At 45.4% G+C, this 15,408-nt stretch carries 14 protein-coding genes; 1 reads left to right on the forward strand and 13 read right to left on the reverse strand.

Features of this window, described 5'->3' with window-relative positions:
• Positions 1-41 precede the first annotated feature (41 nt).
• The gene (gene rpmI, locus QZL69_RS11385) at positions 42-239 is read right to left on the reverse strand and encodes a 50S ribosomal protein L35 (RefSeq protein WP_015541985.1); all 198 of its coding nucleotides are present in this window, start codon (positions 237-239) and stop codon (positions 42-44) included.
• 86 nt (positions 240-325) lie between these two features.
• Positions 326-820, reverse strand: a complete 495-nt coding sequence (gene infC / locus QZL69_RS11390; RefSeq protein WP_022215329.1) for a translation initiation factor IF-3 — start codon at positions 818-820, stop codon at positions 326-328.
• 370 nt (positions 821-1,190) lie between these two features.
• On the opposite strand from infC, the gene QZL69_RS11395 reads away from it, so the two are divergent.
• The gene (locus QZL69_RS11395; RefSeq protein WP_022215330.1) at positions 1,191-1,517 is read left to right on the forward strand and encodes a DUF1540 domain-containing protein; all 327 of its coding nucleotides are present in this window, start codon (positions 1,191-1,193) and stop codon (positions 1,515-1,517) included.
• Positions 1,518-1,594: 77 nt separating this feature from the next.
• On the opposite strand, the gene ftsZ is transcribed toward QZL69_RS11395, so the two are convergent.
• The 11 genes from ftsZ to QZL69_RS11450 all read right to left on the reverse strand — a co-directional run bounded on the left by ftsZ (position 1,595) and on the right by QZL69_RS11450 (position 15,397).
• On the reverse strand, positions 1,595-2,758 hold the full coding sequence (ftsZ, locus tag QZL69_RS11400; protein WP_118252128.1) for a cell division protein FtsZ: 1,164 nt from the start codon (positions 2,756-2,758) through the stop codon (positions 1,595-1,597).
• A gap of 148 nt (positions 2,759-2,906) precedes the next feature.
• A complete protein-coding gene (locus tag QZL69_RS11405) occupies positions 2,907-4,106 on the reverse strand; it encodes a cell division protein FtsQ/DivIB (protein WP_022215332.1) in 1,200 nt (399 codons plus the stop codon).
• Complete coding sequence (gene murA / locus QZL69_RS11410; protein WP_319638479.1) at positions 4,084-5,379, reverse strand: UDP-N-acetylglucosamine 1-carboxyvinyltransferase; 1,296 nt, start codon at positions 5,377-5,379, stop codon at positions 4,084-4,086. The genes QZL69_RS11405 and murA overlap by 23 nt, the downstream gene beginning before the upstream one ends.
• A gap of 165 nt (positions 5,380-5,544) precedes the next feature.
• On the reverse strand, positions 5,545-6,903 hold the full coding sequence (gene murD, locus QZL69_RS11415; protein WP_022215334.1) for a UDP-N-acetylmuramoyl-L-alanine--D-glutamate ligase: 1,359 nt from the start codon (positions 6,901-6,903) through the stop codon (positions 5,545-5,547).
• A gap of 34 nt (positions 6,904-6,937) precedes the next feature.
• Positions 6,938-7,894: a phospho-N-acetylmuramoyl-pentapeptide-transferase gene (mraY, locus tag QZL69_RS11420; protein WP_022215335.1), complete on the reverse strand. Its 957-nt coding sequence runs from the start codon at positions 7,892-7,894 to the stop codon at positions 6,938-6,940.
• 84 nt (positions 7,895-7,978) lie between these two features.
• The gene (locus QZL69_RS11425; protein ID WP_022215336.1) at positions 7,979-9,718 is read right to left on the reverse strand and encodes a peptidoglycan D,D-transpeptidase FtsI family protein; all 1,740 of its coding nucleotides are present in this window, start codon (positions 9,716-9,718) and stop codon (positions 7,979-7,981) included.
• A gap of 65 nt (positions 9,719-9,783) precedes the next feature.
• Positions 9,784-11,937, reverse strand: coding sequence for a peptidoglycan D,D-transpeptidase FtsI family protein (locus QZL69_RS11430; protein WP_291519483.1), 2,154 nt, complete (start codon positions 11,935-11,937; stop codon positions 9,784-9,786).
• 115 nt (positions 11,938-12,052) lie between these two features.
• Positions 12,053-12,616, reverse strand: a complete 564-nt coding sequence (locus QZL69_RS11435) for a cell division protein FtsL (protein ID WP_022215338.1) — start codon at positions 12,614-12,616, stop codon at positions 12,053-12,055.
• 29 nt (positions 12,617-12,645) lie between these two features.
• Positions 12,646-13,590 (reverse strand): 16S rRNA (cytosine(1402)-N(4))-methyltransferase RsmH, encoded by a 945-nt coding sequence (gene rsmH, locus QZL69_RS11440; RefSeq protein WP_022215339.1) that lies wholly within the window; start codon positions 13,588-13,590, stop codon positions 12,646-12,648.
• A gap of 35 nt (positions 13,591-13,625) precedes the next feature.
• On the reverse strand, positions 13,626-14,057 hold the full coding sequence (mraZ, locus tag QZL69_RS11445) for a division/cell wall cluster transcriptional repressor MraZ (RefSeq protein WP_022215340.1): 432 nt from the start codon (positions 14,055-14,057) through the stop codon (positions 13,626-13,628).
• Between the two features lie 254 nt (positions 14,058-14,311).
• Positions 14,312-15,397, reverse strand: coding sequence for a prolipoprotein diacylglyceryl transferase (locus QZL69_RS11450; protein ID WP_022215341.1), 1,086 nt, complete (start codon positions 15,395-15,397; stop codon positions 14,312-14,314).
• Positions 15,398-15,408: the final 11 nt, after the last annotated feature.

Genomic DNA, 15,408 nt, shown 5'->3' on the forward strand with positions numbered 1-15,408 from the left:
TTCCTCCTGTTTGTCTTCTGATATCGTCCGCTGCCTGTTAATTATAAATATGGCAGAGCTTTCTTAATATTCTTCAGGTTTGTAGAATCAACAACAGTAGCTTTTCTCAGGTTTCTCTTTCTCTTCTGAGATTTCTTTGTTAAGATATGGCTCTTATAAGCTTTATTTCTCATGATCTTTCCAGTTCCGGTCTTTTTGAAACGTTTTGCTGCTGCTCTACAAGTTTTAATCTTAGGCATTGTTATTTCCTCCTTGATTCGTGGTTCTGTTTTTTATTTCACATTACCAGGTTCATGCACCAATGGCACAGTGTTCTGATAACTGCTTAACGCTTTTCGCTGAGAAACATGGTCATGCTTCTTCCTTCGATCTTAGGCGCTTTCTCTACGGTTGCAACGTCTGCGAGAAGTTCTGCAAAATCGTCGAGCACGTGTCTGCTGCTTGCCATGTGCGCCATCTCTCTTCCTCTGAAACGAAGTGTAACCTTTACGCGGTCACCTTTGGAGAGGAACTTTCTTGCTGCATTGACCTTGGTCTTTAAGTCATTTGTATCAATGTTTGGTGAAAGACGTACTTCCTTGATGTCGATCGTCTTCTGTTTCTTCTTAGCTTCTTTTTCCTTACGGGAGAGCTCATAACGGTATTTACCGTAATCGATGATCTTGCACACCGGTGGTTTCGCCTGTGGTGCGATCTTTACAAGGTCAAGTCCTGCTTCCTGTGCCTTCGCCATTGCTTCTCTGGCTGACACGATTCCGAGCTGTGCTCCGTCCGGTCCGATCAGACGCACCTCTCTGTCTCTGATCTGTTCGTTAATCATTAAATTGCTAATTGTAGTACACCTCCATACCTGTGAATAAATGATATGCCTGACTCTCAGTCACCCTTCAAAAAATAAAGAGCATGGACAGAATCCACACTCTATTATACCCAGTGATGCATGAGCAAAATGCCATGCAATATCCAGAATCCAGGAAGATTCTGCTATTTATCTCTGCATATAAACCTGAGACACAATCTCTGTGCTGAGGTGAGAGTGAAACTCTGCTTTGTTTTCTTTACGTACTTTAACAATATACTATTCCTTCCTGAGAAAGTCAAGAAGTTTTTTTGTATATTTTAATTTTTTTTGCGAATACTAGAATACGGACATACGTCCCGCAAAAAAATCAATCATGGAGGAACGAACTATGACAATTCTCAAATGTTCTGCAACCAAATGTATGTACAACGAAAACGAACTCTGTTCCAGAGGTGATATCGAGATTACCGGTGCAGGTGCACGCAATGCAGATGAAACAAACTGCGGAAGTTTCCGTGAACGCAGTGCTTCCGGTGCTGCCATGAACAGTGAAGCTCACCACTGCGGCTGCGAAAAGATCAACATCGACTGCAAAGCCCAGGAATGTACCTACAACGAACACTGCAAATGTACCGCCTCCGCTATTGATGTCTCCGGATGCAACACAGAAGGATGCAACGAGACAAAATGCAGTACCTTCTCCTGCAAATGCTGATTTCTCTTAACTGCCCTCATTCCTAAAAACAAAACAAGACGCTGTGGAAACACAGCGTCTTTTGTATGTTCTGATTCTTATCTGTTTCTGAGGAAATCCGGGATCTGGATGTCCTTCTTCTGAACAGTGCTTGTCGGCACCTTGGTATTGAATGACGGAGCTGACTGCATGTTCGGCAGGTTGAAGCTTGGCATGCTCATTGTCGGCTGTGACTGGGCAGTTGTTGTTGATGCTGCTGCAGGTTTGCGGACACTGAACGGTGATGCACTGCTCCTGTTTCCAAACGGTGTGGATTTTGCTTCCAGATCGGAAAGTCCTGTTGCGATCACTGTGATTCTTGCGTAATCTGCAACGGAGTCATCGTACATAGCACCAAAGATGATATTGGAATCCTCTCCTGTGAGCTCCTGTACGTAGCTTGCTGCGTCGTTTGCATCCATGAGAGAGATATCTCCAGAAATATTGATGATCACATGAGTTGCACCCTTGATGGTTGTCTCCAGAAGCGGGGAGGATACCGCCTGCTGTACTGCCTCCATCGCTTTGTCGTCTCCTCTTGCTTCTCCGATTCCGATATGAGCGATTCCCTTGTCTCTCATAACAGTCTGAACATCTGCGAAGTCCAGGTTGATAAGAGCCGGGAGGTTGATCAGGTCTGTGATGCCCTGTACTGCCTGCTGGAGAACTTCATCTGCTTTGCGGAGAGCTTCCGGCATGGTTGTACGGCGATCTACGATCTCTAACAGCTTGTCATTCGGAATGACGATCAGTGTATCAACAGCTTTCTTCAGATTTTCGATTCCGGACAGAGCATTGTTCATACGTGTTTTTGCTTCGAAACGGAAAGGCTTCGTAACAACGCCGACGGTCAGGATTCCCATTTCCTTGGCTGCTGCTGCGATGACCGGTGCTGCACCTGTACCAGTGCCGCCGCCCATACCACAGGTAACAAATACCATGTCTGCGCCTTCCATTAACTGTTTAACTTCTTCTATGCTCTCCTCAGCAGCCTTCTGGCCAACTTCCGGCTGTGCGCCGGCGCCAAGGCCCTTCGTAATCTTTTCACCAATCTGAAGTACTGTTGGAGCTTTGCAAAGTGTCAGGGCCTGTTTATCAGTATTTACACCAACAAACTCTACTCCTCCGATAGCCTCTTCCACCATTCTGTTTACTGCATTATTTCCAGCTCCGCCTACGCCGATTACAATAATCTTGGCTGAAGACTCGGCCTCATTTGACATAATCTCTAACAATGTACTTCCTCCTTTTATCTTCCTGATATTGTCATATCAAGCTACATATAGATATATCATATATTTTTTTCTTGAATTAATCAACTACTATTTTTGTTTTTTTATACTTTTTTCACGATTCTTCGCCATCAAAGAGTTATCCTTCTTCATCGTAATAGCCCTCTTCTTCGTCCGAATAATCGCTCTCAGAGTCGTATTCCTGGTCACTTTCGGTGCTTTCATCGTAAGAATCTTCCTCCCCGGAAGTGTCTGATGTGTTTTCTGTATCATCAGATGTATTCGGATTTGCTCCTACATAATTTCCATCGGCATCGTATTCACCGACTCCGTCAAATCCTCCTGATTCGTTATAACCGCCGATCCAGTCTCCAAAACTGTCCAGAAGTTCCTGTGTCGGTGCAGGGCCGACATAATTCAGATCAGCATCATACTCACCACTGCCGGTATAGTCGCCTTCTTCATCGTAGCCGCCTACCCATCTCTCAGTTGCAGTGTCCAGTGCTGTTGCCGGTTTTGGTCCTACATAATCGCCATTTTCATCATATTCGCCATCGCCGGTATAGTCACCATTCTCGTCGTAGCCGCCATTCCAGTTCTCGGCTGTGATCTCCACTTCCTCTGCCTCAAATGTCACAGTCTTTGAATTACGGGAAATATTTTCCATGTGCAGAATCCCCTTCTGTCCCTCAAGCTGCGGAAGAATGGCGATTGCCCTGGTCATTTTGTCCTCCAGATATTCATCCTTTCCAAGCTGTACAGTGATATCGCCATACAGAAGGCTGATTTCATAGCTGTCATCAAACATAATATGATCTGGAACCATATCATTCTTGGCAAAGATCGTAGAAAGGGCAACTGCTGTATTCAGAACCGTCTCCTTGATGGGAAGTTTCTCCTCCATCACGACCTTCTTCGGCTGGATGCCGTCAAAAAAGGCAACTTTCGTATCTCTTGTCTTGCTGCCCTCCACAAAATATCCATTACTGTCAAAGTAAACATAGCTGTCCAGATAAGGAATGCATCCTACAACGCTTTTTTCTTTGACGCTGATGATCAGTTTGTTCCTGCCGGAACGTCTGACATTAAAACTCTCAATATACGGAAGTTCTTCTGCCGCATTCTTGGAATAAAACAGCGGTGCAAGAATGGCATTGGATGTCATTGAGCCTTTAAGGATTTTTTCTTTCAGTTCATCCTCTGTATAATGGTCATTTCCTATAACTTCTACTGTTTTTACTTGAAAAAAAGTAAAGAAAAAAACAGCGGCAGCCAAAACCACAACAGCCACACTGCCTATAACCAGTTTTCGTGTACTAATATTGCTGGATGTCTTCATATATCGTAGTTCCTGTATCCTTCTTGATTTTGCCGCCAAGCCTTGAAATATCCTGGCTTATATCCTCGTAACCCCGGTGGATAAATGAATATCCTTCTACAATGGACTCACCCTTTGCCGCAAGTGCCGCAATTACAAGTGCCGCTCCCCCTCGGAGTTCCTGTGCACGTACCTTGGTGCCTTTAAGGCAAAAACTTCCGCGGATCCATGCTTTCTTCCCCTGTATCTTTATCTCTGCACCCATCCGGTTAAGTTCTTCTGCTATTTTGAAACGGTCTTCAAAAACAGATTCCTGTATGCAGCTCTCTCCCGGAATCGTCGCAAACACTGCCATCAGAGGCGACTGCAGATCTGTAGGAAATCCCGGATATACAGCGGTCTCTGTCAGAGGGACAGGAAAACGCACCCGGCGGCTGTCCGCTACTAGTTTACCACTGTTCCATTCATATTGTCCACCCATTTTGCGATATACTTCGAGGAAAGCTGTAAGCTCTCCCTCCGGAGGATTCTCAATCTCAATCTTTCCTCTGGTGGCTGCGGAAGCACACAGATAGGTTCCTGCCACGATCCGGTCAGGTGGAACCTGCATATCTCCGCCCTTCACCGGTGCGCCGCCTTCAACCAGGATTTTTTCTGTTCCTTCTCCCTGGATCTTTATTCCCATTCTTTTCAGGAATCTGCAGAGCCAGATAATTTCGGGCTCTTTTGCACAGTTATGGATTCTTGTTTTTCCCTCTGCCGAAGCAGCGGTCAGAACCGCCTGTTCTGTCGCGCCCACACTACTCCCTGCAAAAAAGATCTCGCAGCCTTTCAGCTTCCGGCATTCTGCTTCCAGAAACTCTTTCTTTTCTTCTATACATACACCGAATTCCCGCAACGCATACAGATGAAGATCCACCGGTCTTTTTCCAATCACACAGCCGCCGGGATACCCCATGGATGCCTTCCCATATCTTCCAAGCAATACACCCAGAAGTATGACTGAAGACCTCATTTTTTCTGTGTAAATCCCTGATATCTCCGTTTTATCCGCTTTTGTGCAGTCCAGGTAAAGGTCATGTTCCTGCCACCAGGTATCTGCACCAAGTGCACAGAGGATTTCTTCCATGCAGAATACATCTGCGATTTTCGGACAGTTTCTGAGTATACTGACCCCCGGATAAAGAAGTGCCGCCGCCATCATTGGAAGGGCAGCGTTTTTGGAACCCTGGATACGGATGGTTCCATGGAGGGGTGTTCCCCCTGCTATGTGAATTTTATCCAATCGGTTCACTCCCAAAGGGCATCTTACTTTTATTATATGTCAAAAACTTTTTTCTGTGATTCTCTGTTCTGTCCACAAAATCCACACAATGCAAAAGCCAGATCTGAACTTTTTGTTCAAATCTGACTTTCCTGTTTCTTCTATATTATATAGTGTTGTGAAAAATCCCAAAAATCAAAGAGCCTTTACGTATTCTTTGAACATATCTCCTCGCTGCTCATAATTGTCAAACTGTCCCCAGCTTGCACATGCAGGTGAAAGAAGGACTGCATCTCCTGCTTCCGCTTTCTGTGCACAGAACTCTACTGCTTCCTTGAGGTCCTCGCAGAGAACAATGTTCGGGCATACGCCAAGACGCTCTGCCGCTTCTTTGATCTTCTCTCTTGTCTGTCCGATCAGTACAAGATAACGCACTTTGCCGTCAAAAGCATTCAGCCATTCATCGTAGCTGGAGCCTTTGTCATAACCGCCGCCGATCAGAAGGGTCGGACGGTTCATCGCCTGGATGCCCTTGATCGCAGCATCCGGGTTGGTTCCCTTGGAATCGTTGTAATAAGCGACACCATTTTTCTCTGTGACATATTCAATTCTGTGTTCTACTGCTGTAAACTCACAGATGCTCTTACGGATACTCTCTACAGACACGCCTGCATAGTATGCCATTGCAACTGCTGCCATCACATTCTCAAAGTTATGCTGTCCCAGAAGTTTCAGCTCTCCTGTATGTACGAACGGAATCTCCGCTTCTGCGGTCTTGAGTACGATCAGATCTCCGTCCAGATAAATTCCCTCGTCAAGTTTCCTTACGCTTGAGAAATAAACAGTCTTCGGAACGATATGCTGGCCAAATTCGCGAAGTACCGGATCCTCATAATTCAGGACACAGTAGTTCTCTGGTTTCTGGTTTTTGACGATAAGTTCCTTGACGCGGATATATTCCTCCATTGTATGGTGACGGTTCAGATGGTCCTCTGTGATGTTGAGGATCGCACTGACCTGTGGTGCAAATTCTTCGATCGTCTCCAGCTGGAAACTGCTGATCTCCGCTACTGTTGTGGAATTCTCTTTCATTTCCAGTGCTTTGGAAGTGTATGGAGTTCCAATGTTTCCCACTACAAAGACAGAGTCCTCTGCATCACTCATGATCTTGCCAAGAAGGGCTGTTGTGGTTGTTTTGCCATTTGTTCCGGTGATTGCGAGTACCCTTCCCTTGCTGGTACGGTAAGCCAGTTCTACTTCTCCCCATACCGGAAGTCCCATCTCATAAAATTTCTTCACGATCGGAATATCTGTCGGTACTCCCGGGCTCAGTATAACCAGATCAAGACTTTCCAGAACTTCCTTAGGAAGCTCACCGGCATAAACAGAGGCATCCTCTGCGTGAGATACTTTCGTCAGAACCGCATCCTTGTCTGTTTTTTCGTTTCCGTCAAAAAGGATCACATGAGCTCCTGTCTCTTCCAGAAGATCTGCAGCTCCGATGCCGCTTTTGCCTGTTCCAAAGACAAGTACTCTTTTTCCCTGTAAATTCATTTTTGTTTCCTCCTGCAAACTGTCGTTATGCGGATCACAGAGCGAGAAGTGCAATCAGACACATAACTGCTGTTATGATAGAAAATACGGCTACAACTCTTGTTTCTGACCATCCACATAATTCAAAATGATGGTGGATCGGTGCCATCTTAAAAATACGTTTTCCATGTGTTTTCTTGAAGTAAGTTACCTGGATGATAACGGACAGTACCTCTACCAGATAGATCAGTCCTACCAGAAGGATAAACAATGGCATCTGCATCATGTATGCAGCTCCTGCAACAAATCCTCCGAGTGCCAGAGATCCTGTATCTCCCATGAACACCTTCGCCGGATATACATTGAACAGTAAAAATCCCATCAGTCCACCCACAACTGCACAGGTGATCGGCTCAATTCCACTCTTTGTTCCGATAGAAACAACAGTAAAGAATACTGCAACGATCAGTGTCACGCTGGATGCCAGTCCGTCCAGACCGTCGGTAAAGTTTACACCGTTTACCGTTCCGATCACGGCAAAGAAAAGTACCGGGATCGCCAGCCATCCGATATTCAGATAATGATCGGTCCAGAACGGAATACGCATTGACAGGTTTACGTCTGTATAGTTTACAAGGTAATAAGTAAACACTGCGGTTACGACCACCTGCAGAGAAAATTTCTGCCATGGAAGAAGACCGTCAGAACGTCTCAGAACTACCTTGAGGTAGTCATCCAGAAATCCGATGATACCAAATCCCAGTGTCAGAAACACTACCGGGATCACCTTCGGGTAATCTTTTACGTAGAACAGGGATGTTACAACAGTAGCTATCAGAAAAATGATACCTCCCATGGTAGGGGTACCCGCTTTCTTCAGGTGCGACTGCACACCTTCCACACGTTCTGTCTGTCCCATCTTGAGTTTTCTCAGAAACGGGATGATGATCGGTCCCAAGATCACACTGATCACAAAGGAGATCAGTACAGGGATTACAACTTGATAATTCATCCTCACACCTCTTATCATTCTTTTGTTTTTTGTCATGTTTGATTATAAGGCTTTTTGGCGTATTTCGCAACCCTATGTTACGCTTCACTCTTCCTGATTCCTTCCATTTATCCCCATATATGGAAGAACGTTTTCAAAGATCGTCCGCACGACCGGCGCTGCGATCGTTCCGCCATAGTAAATGCCTTTGGGGTCGTGGATAATACACAGTGCCAGTACCTGGGGATTCTCAGCAGGTGCAAATCCAAGAAAAGAGGAGATATAACGGTTTGCACTTCTCGGAAGTGTCTGTGAAGTCGCTGTCTTTCCCCCGATCGTATAACCTTCGATCGCAGCATTTTTGCCAGATCCCTGCGAGACAACTTTTTCCAGAATATAACGGATTTTCTCGGAAGTTTCTTCCGAAAGGACCCCTGTCTTTACCGGATATTCCAGTTCCTGAATGACTTCTCCGTTTTCATCTTCCACCGCTACTCCAAAATGCGGCGTAATTCTTCTCCCACCGTTTATCAGGGAACTTACTGTCGTTGCAAGCTGGATCGGTGTGATCTGAAAAGACTGCCCGAACGAAACAGTTGCCAGTTCTACATTTCCCATATTTTTTGCCTGATGCATGATCGTACCTGCCTCTCCCGGAAGGTCAATACCCGTTTTTTCCAGAAGTCCAAATTTTCGGAAATATTTATAATATTTTTCCACGCCGAGCCGCAACCCTACTTCAATAAATACCGGATTACAGGAATTCTGCGCTCCTTCAACAAAATTCTGGGAGCCATGTCCTCTTCTGTTTGCACAGTGAATTCTCCTGTCATCTACCAGTTTGTAGCCCGGACAGTAAAAACGGTCTTCCATACTCACAACTCCCTCTTCAAGTCCCGCCGCCATCGTTATGATCTTGAAAGTTGACCCCGGTTCATAAGTATCATTCAGACAGGGATTTCTCCACATCTGATTCAGAAGTTCCTGCTTCTTCTCAGAACTTAACCCTGAGGTATCCACTTCTGTATTCAGGGTAAACGGCTGGTTCAGGTCGAATTCCGGTACATTCACACAGGCATAGATTTCTCCATTTTGGGGATTCATAAGAAGAATGGACACTCTCTCCGCTTCTTTCTCTTCCATAACTTTCTTTGCCGCCTGCTGGACATATTCCTGAATGCTGATATCCAGGCTAGTGCGAAGTGTGTTGCCTGCTTCTGGTTCTTCCCGGCTTTCTCCGATTCCATCCAGTTCGATTCCTCTGGCATCCGTCGTTGTGAGAATTTTTCCTGCTTCACCGCTCAAAATCTCTTCATATTGAACCTCAAGTCCGATGATACCCTGGTTGTCTGCCCCTGTGAATCCCAGAACTTTGGAAGCAAGTGAGTGATATGGATAATATCTTTTGTAGTCTTCATCCACTTTCACACCGGAAAGTCCTGTCTTTCGGATCTCATCTCCCACAGCTTTGTCGACATTTGTCTTTATTCTTTCTATAGAAGATACTTTTTCTACTTTTTTTCGGATGCTTTCTTCTGACAGTTCCAGTTTCTGCGACAACAAAGAAATGATTTTCTCCGGTTCTTTTATCTGGCTATGGATAACAGATACCGTACAGACCGTTTTATTCGAGGCAAGAACTTTTCCTCTGGCGTCCAGGATTTTTCCCCTTGCCGCCTTGATGGAACGTTCTCTCTCATGGAGATCCTGTGCTTTCTGGTAATAATAATCCGACCGAAACCCCATCAGATACACAAGCCGTCCTGCCAGCCCAAGCATCATTGCTGCACATAAAAGAAAAACGGTCCAGACTTTGCGTTTATGAAAAGTCCTGTTTTTTTTCATAAAAAAATCCCTCCGGAGGCTGTCATATCATTATATGTCCAGCCCCCGAAGGGAATCACTGCGCTTTAATCCAGTCCTGCTTCTTCGTTGGTAAGTCCTTCGCTCTCCATGTCGTTGTCCTGCATGGTATCTTCCTCATTGTCTTCCGGCGGTCCCGGAACATTCTCATCGGAAATTGCTTCCTTGAGAGTATTATCCGTCTGTTCAGAACTGCTCGCAATAGTAGTAGTTCCCAGATTCTGTGACTTCACATACTGTCCGTTCTCATCTGTAACATATTCTCCGTTGTCCTGAAGGAGATAACCACTCTCATCGATCCTGTTGCCATCCAGATCTACAAGGTTTCCATTTCCATCTGTGAGACTTCCACTTGCATCCACGCTGCTTCCGGATACGTCCACAAGATTTCCTTTGAATCCCTCCCAGAGTTCTGTCTTCGGAATAGTACCGTCCTCGGATTCATCCGGTGTAACATTCAGATACGGAAGAAGTTCTGACAGAATTCCCTGTGCAATGTACTGAGGATATTTACTGTCTGCCTGTTCCTCTGCATTCGGCTCATCGACAACTACATACAGAAGCACCTGCGGATCATCAACCGGTGCAAAAGTAATAAAAGAAACGATATACTTCTTGTTTCCTCGTGGAAGTTTCTCCGCTGTACCGGTCTTACCGCCTGAGCTGTATCCCTGCACCTTCGATGTACGGCTGGTACCTTCCTGTACACTGGCCTGCATGTAGGATCTGATATTTGCCGAAATATCAGAAGAGATCGTCTGCTTGAGAAGCACAGGGTCAATTGTTCTGACCGTTCCACCGCTGCTGTCCTTGATTGCAGTCACAAGATGCGGCTGATAATAACATCCACCATTGATAACAGAACACATCGCACTGATCTCCTGAAGCATCGTACAGGTAAATCCCTGTCCGAATGCGGAGCAGGCAAGCTCTGTCTCTCCCATGGTATCAGTTGTATGGATAACACCGGAACCCTCATTCGGAAGATCGACTCCTGTTCGTGAACCGAAATTAAACAGTGCCTGGGCCTTAAGGAAAGATTCTGTTCCCATTCGCGCTGCAATCTGCATCATGGCATCATTACAGGAGTTCGCTATAACTTCACGGAGCGTTTCTGTTCCATGTGCATCCGGCCACACCGCACATTTAATGTAGGTATCACCATTTGCGCCAAATGTCTCTCCACCGTCGCAGTTGAACGTATCGTTTACTGTGATCTTGCCTTTCTCAAGGGCTCCCGACATTACAATCGGCTTTACAACTGATCCCGGTTCAAATGCATCTGTTACACAGAAATTGCTCCACATGGCATTGAGAGCTTCTACTGTCTTCTTATCGCTCTTTTTTAGCTCGGCAATTTCTTCTTCAGAATATACCTGAGACATATCCCTCGGATTGTTCAGATCATATCTGTCACCGCCATCCATGGCAATGATCTCTCCCGTTGATGGTTTTATCGCAATTACACCGATGTTCTTGGCTCCCATGCTTGACTTGAAACCATTGACATATTTCTCTACGATCTGCTGTGCGCCTACATCCAGAGAAGTTTCGATACTTTCACCGGAAACAGGCTCCATGATCGTCTGTTCAGCATCTGAATCATTGTTGATATATCCGTATTTACGCCCATCTGTTCCCATCAGGGTACTGTTATAATATCCCTCCAGGCCGACATCGGCTGTTTCTCTTGAAAGCGTAAATCCAATCGTATCACAGGCAAGGGCATTAAAAGGATAAACTCTCAGATAATCCTCCTCAAACCAGATTCCCTGTACATTGGAACGCTCTTCCAGTTCTTTTTCTGAAAGGCCGCTGTCCTCATCTGGATCTGCATATTCCTCGAACGCCTTCTTTTCGTCCATGGTTACTTCTTTTTTGAGGACCTGGTACTGACTGGAGCTTGTAGCAGGATCCGTAAGTCTCTTGCGGATATCATCCTCGTCAAGTCCCAGAACTTCTACCAGTGCATTCACGGTTGCACCTACGTAATCATGATCCTCATCATTGACTTCTTTGCAGTCCATGATCACTGTATAAACCTTCTGGCTTGTGGCAAGGATATTTCCGTTTCGATCGTAAATATCGCCTCTCTTTGCCGGAAGCACACTGCTCTGATATGTCTGCTGTGCCTGCAGAAGCACCCGCTTTTTGTACTTGGTTCCGCTGGTGGCATTAATATAGGTAACTCTGCCTAACAAACAAACTAAAGCTAGTATTACTACTGCAAATAGTCCTACTAGCTTCAATTCCATCGTATGATAAATTTTTCTTTGAGGTTTTCTGGTTTTCCTCGGTCTGGTATTGCTCAAATTCTCACCTCTTGCTTTCAGGAACATCCTGATACTGTCTCACATAACTGCTGCTTGGTACACTGTAGGTTCTTTTCTGTGTGTCAGAAGGATAAGTCATTCCCAAACGCCCAATGGCAATCTTCTTAATCTGGTTCAGATCTGTCTCTGAAGTCACCTGACTCTCATAAGCATCGTTTTCTTCCTTGAGCTGTGACCATTCTGTTTCGAGACTTGCAACATTCTTGATCTTGCCTGTCAGTTCAGCCTTAAGCTGAAGATAATTGACACAGCAGAACAGCACTGCCACACTCATGACTGCCAGAAATGCAACAAATCCGCGCCCCATACTCATCGCAGCCCTCTCTCTGGTACGCTGACGCTGTGGATTTACCTTTGGCTTGCCAGCTGACACTGTCCGTGTCTCAATTCTGTTATTTCCCTGAGAAGGCTTACGGGAAGCCGCCGATCTGCGTGCCGGTACTTCCTGCAGTCTCCTCACTGTATTTCCATCTACATACATTCCTCGGGCATTTCTTGCATTTACCTTGCTTTTTCGGTTTGTAACTGCCCTGTTTGTCCTCTCCATTTGCGCCTGTTCAACTCCCTGTATTGGTTTCAGTCTGAAAATCTTCGCTCAAAAATCCTTAGTTTTGCACTTTTTGATCTGGGGTTTTCTTCCTGCTCGGCTGTACCTGGAAGAATCGGCTTTCTGGTGATAACTTTTCCTTTGGATTTTTTGCCGCATACACATACCGGGAAATCGGACGGACATGTACATGGATTTTCATTTTTGCGGAAGATCGTCTTGACAATACGATCCTCCAGAGAATGGAATGTGATAATACAGATTCTGCCTCCGTCATCGAGAAGGTCGATCATTCCATCCAGTGACTCCCGCAGAACATCCAGTTCTCTGTTCAGTTCGATCCGGATTGCCTGAAAAGTCCGCTTCGCCGGATGTCCTCCGGTTGCCTGAATCTTCATCGGGATAGACTGGCGAATGATCTCGGTCAGTTCTCCGGTCGTGCGGAGCGGTGCCTGCTGTCTGGCAGCCACAATGTGTTTCGCTATATTCTTTGCAAATTTATCTTCACCGTAATCACGAATGATACGGTACAATTCTCTCTCTTCGTAACCATTGACAATATCAGCGGCGGTACGGCTCTGTCTCTGATCCATTCTCATATCCAGAGGTGCATCTACCCTGTAGGTAAAGCCCCGTTCCTCATTATCCAGCTGATAAGATGAAACTCCCAGGTCAAGAACAATTCCATTGACTTTCTGAATTCCCAGGTTATGCACTTCATTAGCCATGTAACAATAATTGCTGCGAATGATCGTCACTCTGTCCTCATAGGCAGCCAGCCTTTCACTCGCAGCAACTATTGCATCTTGGTCCTGATCTATGCCAATAAATCTCCCCTTGGCAGAAAGTCTGCGGCATACTTCACTTGCATGCCCTGCTCCTCCCAGCGTTCCATCCACGTAGATTCCTTCTGGCTTAATATTCAAGCCGTCAATGGTTTCTTCCAGTAATACAGATTTGTGTTTAAATTCCATATCCGTCTCCTGTTGGATTTCTTTCCGGCGAATGCTCAAATGATGATACCCATATCCTGCATACTTTCTGCAATACTATCCATATCATCATAATTGCAGTTCTCGCTCCACTTTTCTTTGCTCCAGATCTCGATCCGGTCCAGGTTTCCTGTGAGTACCACTTCTTTCTCCAGACCGGCAAACTCCCTCAGTGTCTGAGGTACAAGAATTCTCCCCTGCCTGTCCAGTTCACAGTTTGTGGCACCTGCTACAAAGAAACGTGTGAAGGTTCGCGCATTTTTATTTGTAAGTGGTAAGGCTCTGAGTTTTGTTTCAAATGCTTCCCATGCATCCATAGGGTAAATTGAAAGACAACCATCCAAACCTTTTGTCAGGATGAACTCTTCTCCCAGGAGTTCTCTGAACCTGGCGGGAATAATCAGGCGCCCCTTCGCGTCTATTATATGATTGTATTCTCCCATGAACATAAAACTCACCTGCTCTCAAAATACACGATTCTCCCCTTCGTGCATTTCAGGTGGAGCTGTCAGGTCTGCCACATTCCCTCCATTCCCCACCACTATTCACCACTTTCTACCACTTATGAAATTATTCTAACCCATTTACTGTTAAATTACAAGTGGGAATCTGAGTTTTTTTGGTGCAGATAAGGCTCTTTTCTGCCCTGAAAAAAGGGAAGATTTTCCCACTTCCCGTAGAAAAATCTTCCCTTTAAATTCTGTTATTTTATCTCGTCTTCTGTTTGTCCGGAATCTGAAATCGGTTTCGGTAATTCGTCTGATTTTTCTGTAATATCTGGCTCTGTTTCAGACGTTGACTCTCCTGTTTCTGAAAAAATCCCCCGAAATTCATCACTGACATCCTCAAAACTCTGCATATTCTGATAACCGCGTGACGACTTTTCTTCGGATGCATACCGTTCCTCCATCCTGCGTTTCTGAAACTTCTCACGTTTCTTTGAAAGAATACGGCGAACTGTTGCAACAATACTGAAAATCACAAAAATGCCAAGTAAAATCGGAATAAGAACAGGGAGATGCGTACCTGGTATATATGGTCTGCCCGACCGAAGCCATTCAATTCCCGCATTTCCCAGAGCATACCCTGCCAGATATCTCATGAAAATCTCACCCTGAAATTTCTTGCGCTTCGTATAGGCAAGAAGAATAACCAGAAGAAGCAGACACCACAGGCTCTCATAAAACCAGAGAGGATGTACCTGAACCCAGGAAACATCTCCGGCTTTGACCAGATGTTTCTGCATCTCTGATGTCAGTTCCATGCTCCCGACTGTCTCTACCGGAATCTGCATCGCAAAAATGCTGTCCGTAGATGTTCCGATAAATTCTCTGCTGAAAAAATTCCCCCAGGTTCCGATCATCTGACTGGATACCAGGCCGATACTGAGCGTATCTGCCATCCTTCCAAATGACAGTTTCCTGATTTTGCAGAAAACAGCCAGAGCAATCACCCCGCCTGCAAATCCGCCATAAAAGGATAATCCACCTGTACGCAGATCCCAGAGAGCACGTGTCGGTTCATCTGCAAAAAGTTTCCAGTTCAGTGCTATATAGCATGCTCTGGCACAGATTACGCCGAACACCACTCCTGGAATCAGTGCTTCCAGATAAAGATTCTGATCCTGATTCTGTCGTTTTGCCTGTAATACAACGACAGTAAGTCCAAGAAGCATTCCTGCCATCACAAGGATTCCATATATCGTGAGCTCAAATCCAAAAACCGAAACAGTTTTACCCACATATCCAAGGTCAATGCCCAGATGTGGAAAACGAATCGACATATTCATAAAACACCTTC

The organism is Blautia sp. CAG:237 (genome assembly GCF_000436615.1).
In the GTDB taxonomy this organism is placed as follows: domain Bacteria; phylum Bacillota; class Clostridia; order Lachnospirales; family Lachnospiraceae; genus Blautia_A; species Blautia_A intestinihominis.

What these genes read in the sequence shown, in the direction of transcription:
- mraZ (WP_022215340.1), bottom strand. Translation starts at nt 14,057, where the DNA reads ATGTTCATGGGAGAATACAATCATATAATAGACGCGAAGGGGCGCCTG.
- QZL69_RS11425 (WP_022215336.1), bottom strand. Translation starts at nt 9,718, where the DNA reads ATGAAAAAAAACAGGACTTTTCATAAACGCAAAGTCTGGACCGTTTTT.
- QZL69_RS11405 (WP_022215332.1), bottom strand. Translation starts at nt 4,106, where the DNA reads ATGAAGACATCCAGCAATATTAGTACACGAAAACTGGTTATAGGCAGT.
- murD (WP_022215334.1), bottom strand. Translation starts at nt 6,903, where the DNA reads ATGAATTTACAGGGAAAAAGAGTACTTGTCTTTGGAACAGGCAAAAGC.
- rpmI (WP_015541985.1), bottom strand. Translation starts at nt 239, where the DNA reads ATGCCTAAGATTAAAACTTGTAGAGCAGCAGCAAAACGTTTCAAAAAG.
- infC (WP_022215329.1), bottom strand. Translation starts at nt 820, where the DNA reads ATGATTAACGAACAGATCAGAGACAGAGAGGTGCGTCTGATCGGACCG.
- QZL69_RS11435 (WP_022215338.1), bottom strand. Translation starts at nt 12,616, where the DNA reads ATGGAGAGGACAAACAGGGCAGTTACAAACCGAAAAAGCAAGGTAAAT.
- mraY (WP_022215335.1), bottom strand. Translation starts at nt 7,894, where the DNA reads ATGAATTATCAAGTTGTAATCCCTGTACTGATCTCCTTTGTGATCAGT.
- ftsZ (WP_118252128.1), bottom strand. Translation starts at nt 2,758, where the DNA reads ATGTCAAATGAGGCCGAGTCTTCAGCCAAGATTATTGTAATCGGCGTA.
- rsmH (WP_022215339.1), bottom strand. Translation starts at nt 13,590, where the DNA reads ATGGAATTTAAACACAAATCTGTATTACTGGAAGAAACCATTGACGGC.
- QZL69_RS11395 (WP_022215330.1), top strand. Translation starts at nt 1,191, where the DNA reads ATGACAATTCTCAAATGTTCTGCAACCAAATGTATGTACAACGAAAAC.
- QZL69_RS11450 (WP_022215341.1), bottom strand. Translation starts at nt 15,397, where the DNA reads ATGAATATGTCGATTCGTTTTCCACATCTGGGCATTGACCTTGGATAT.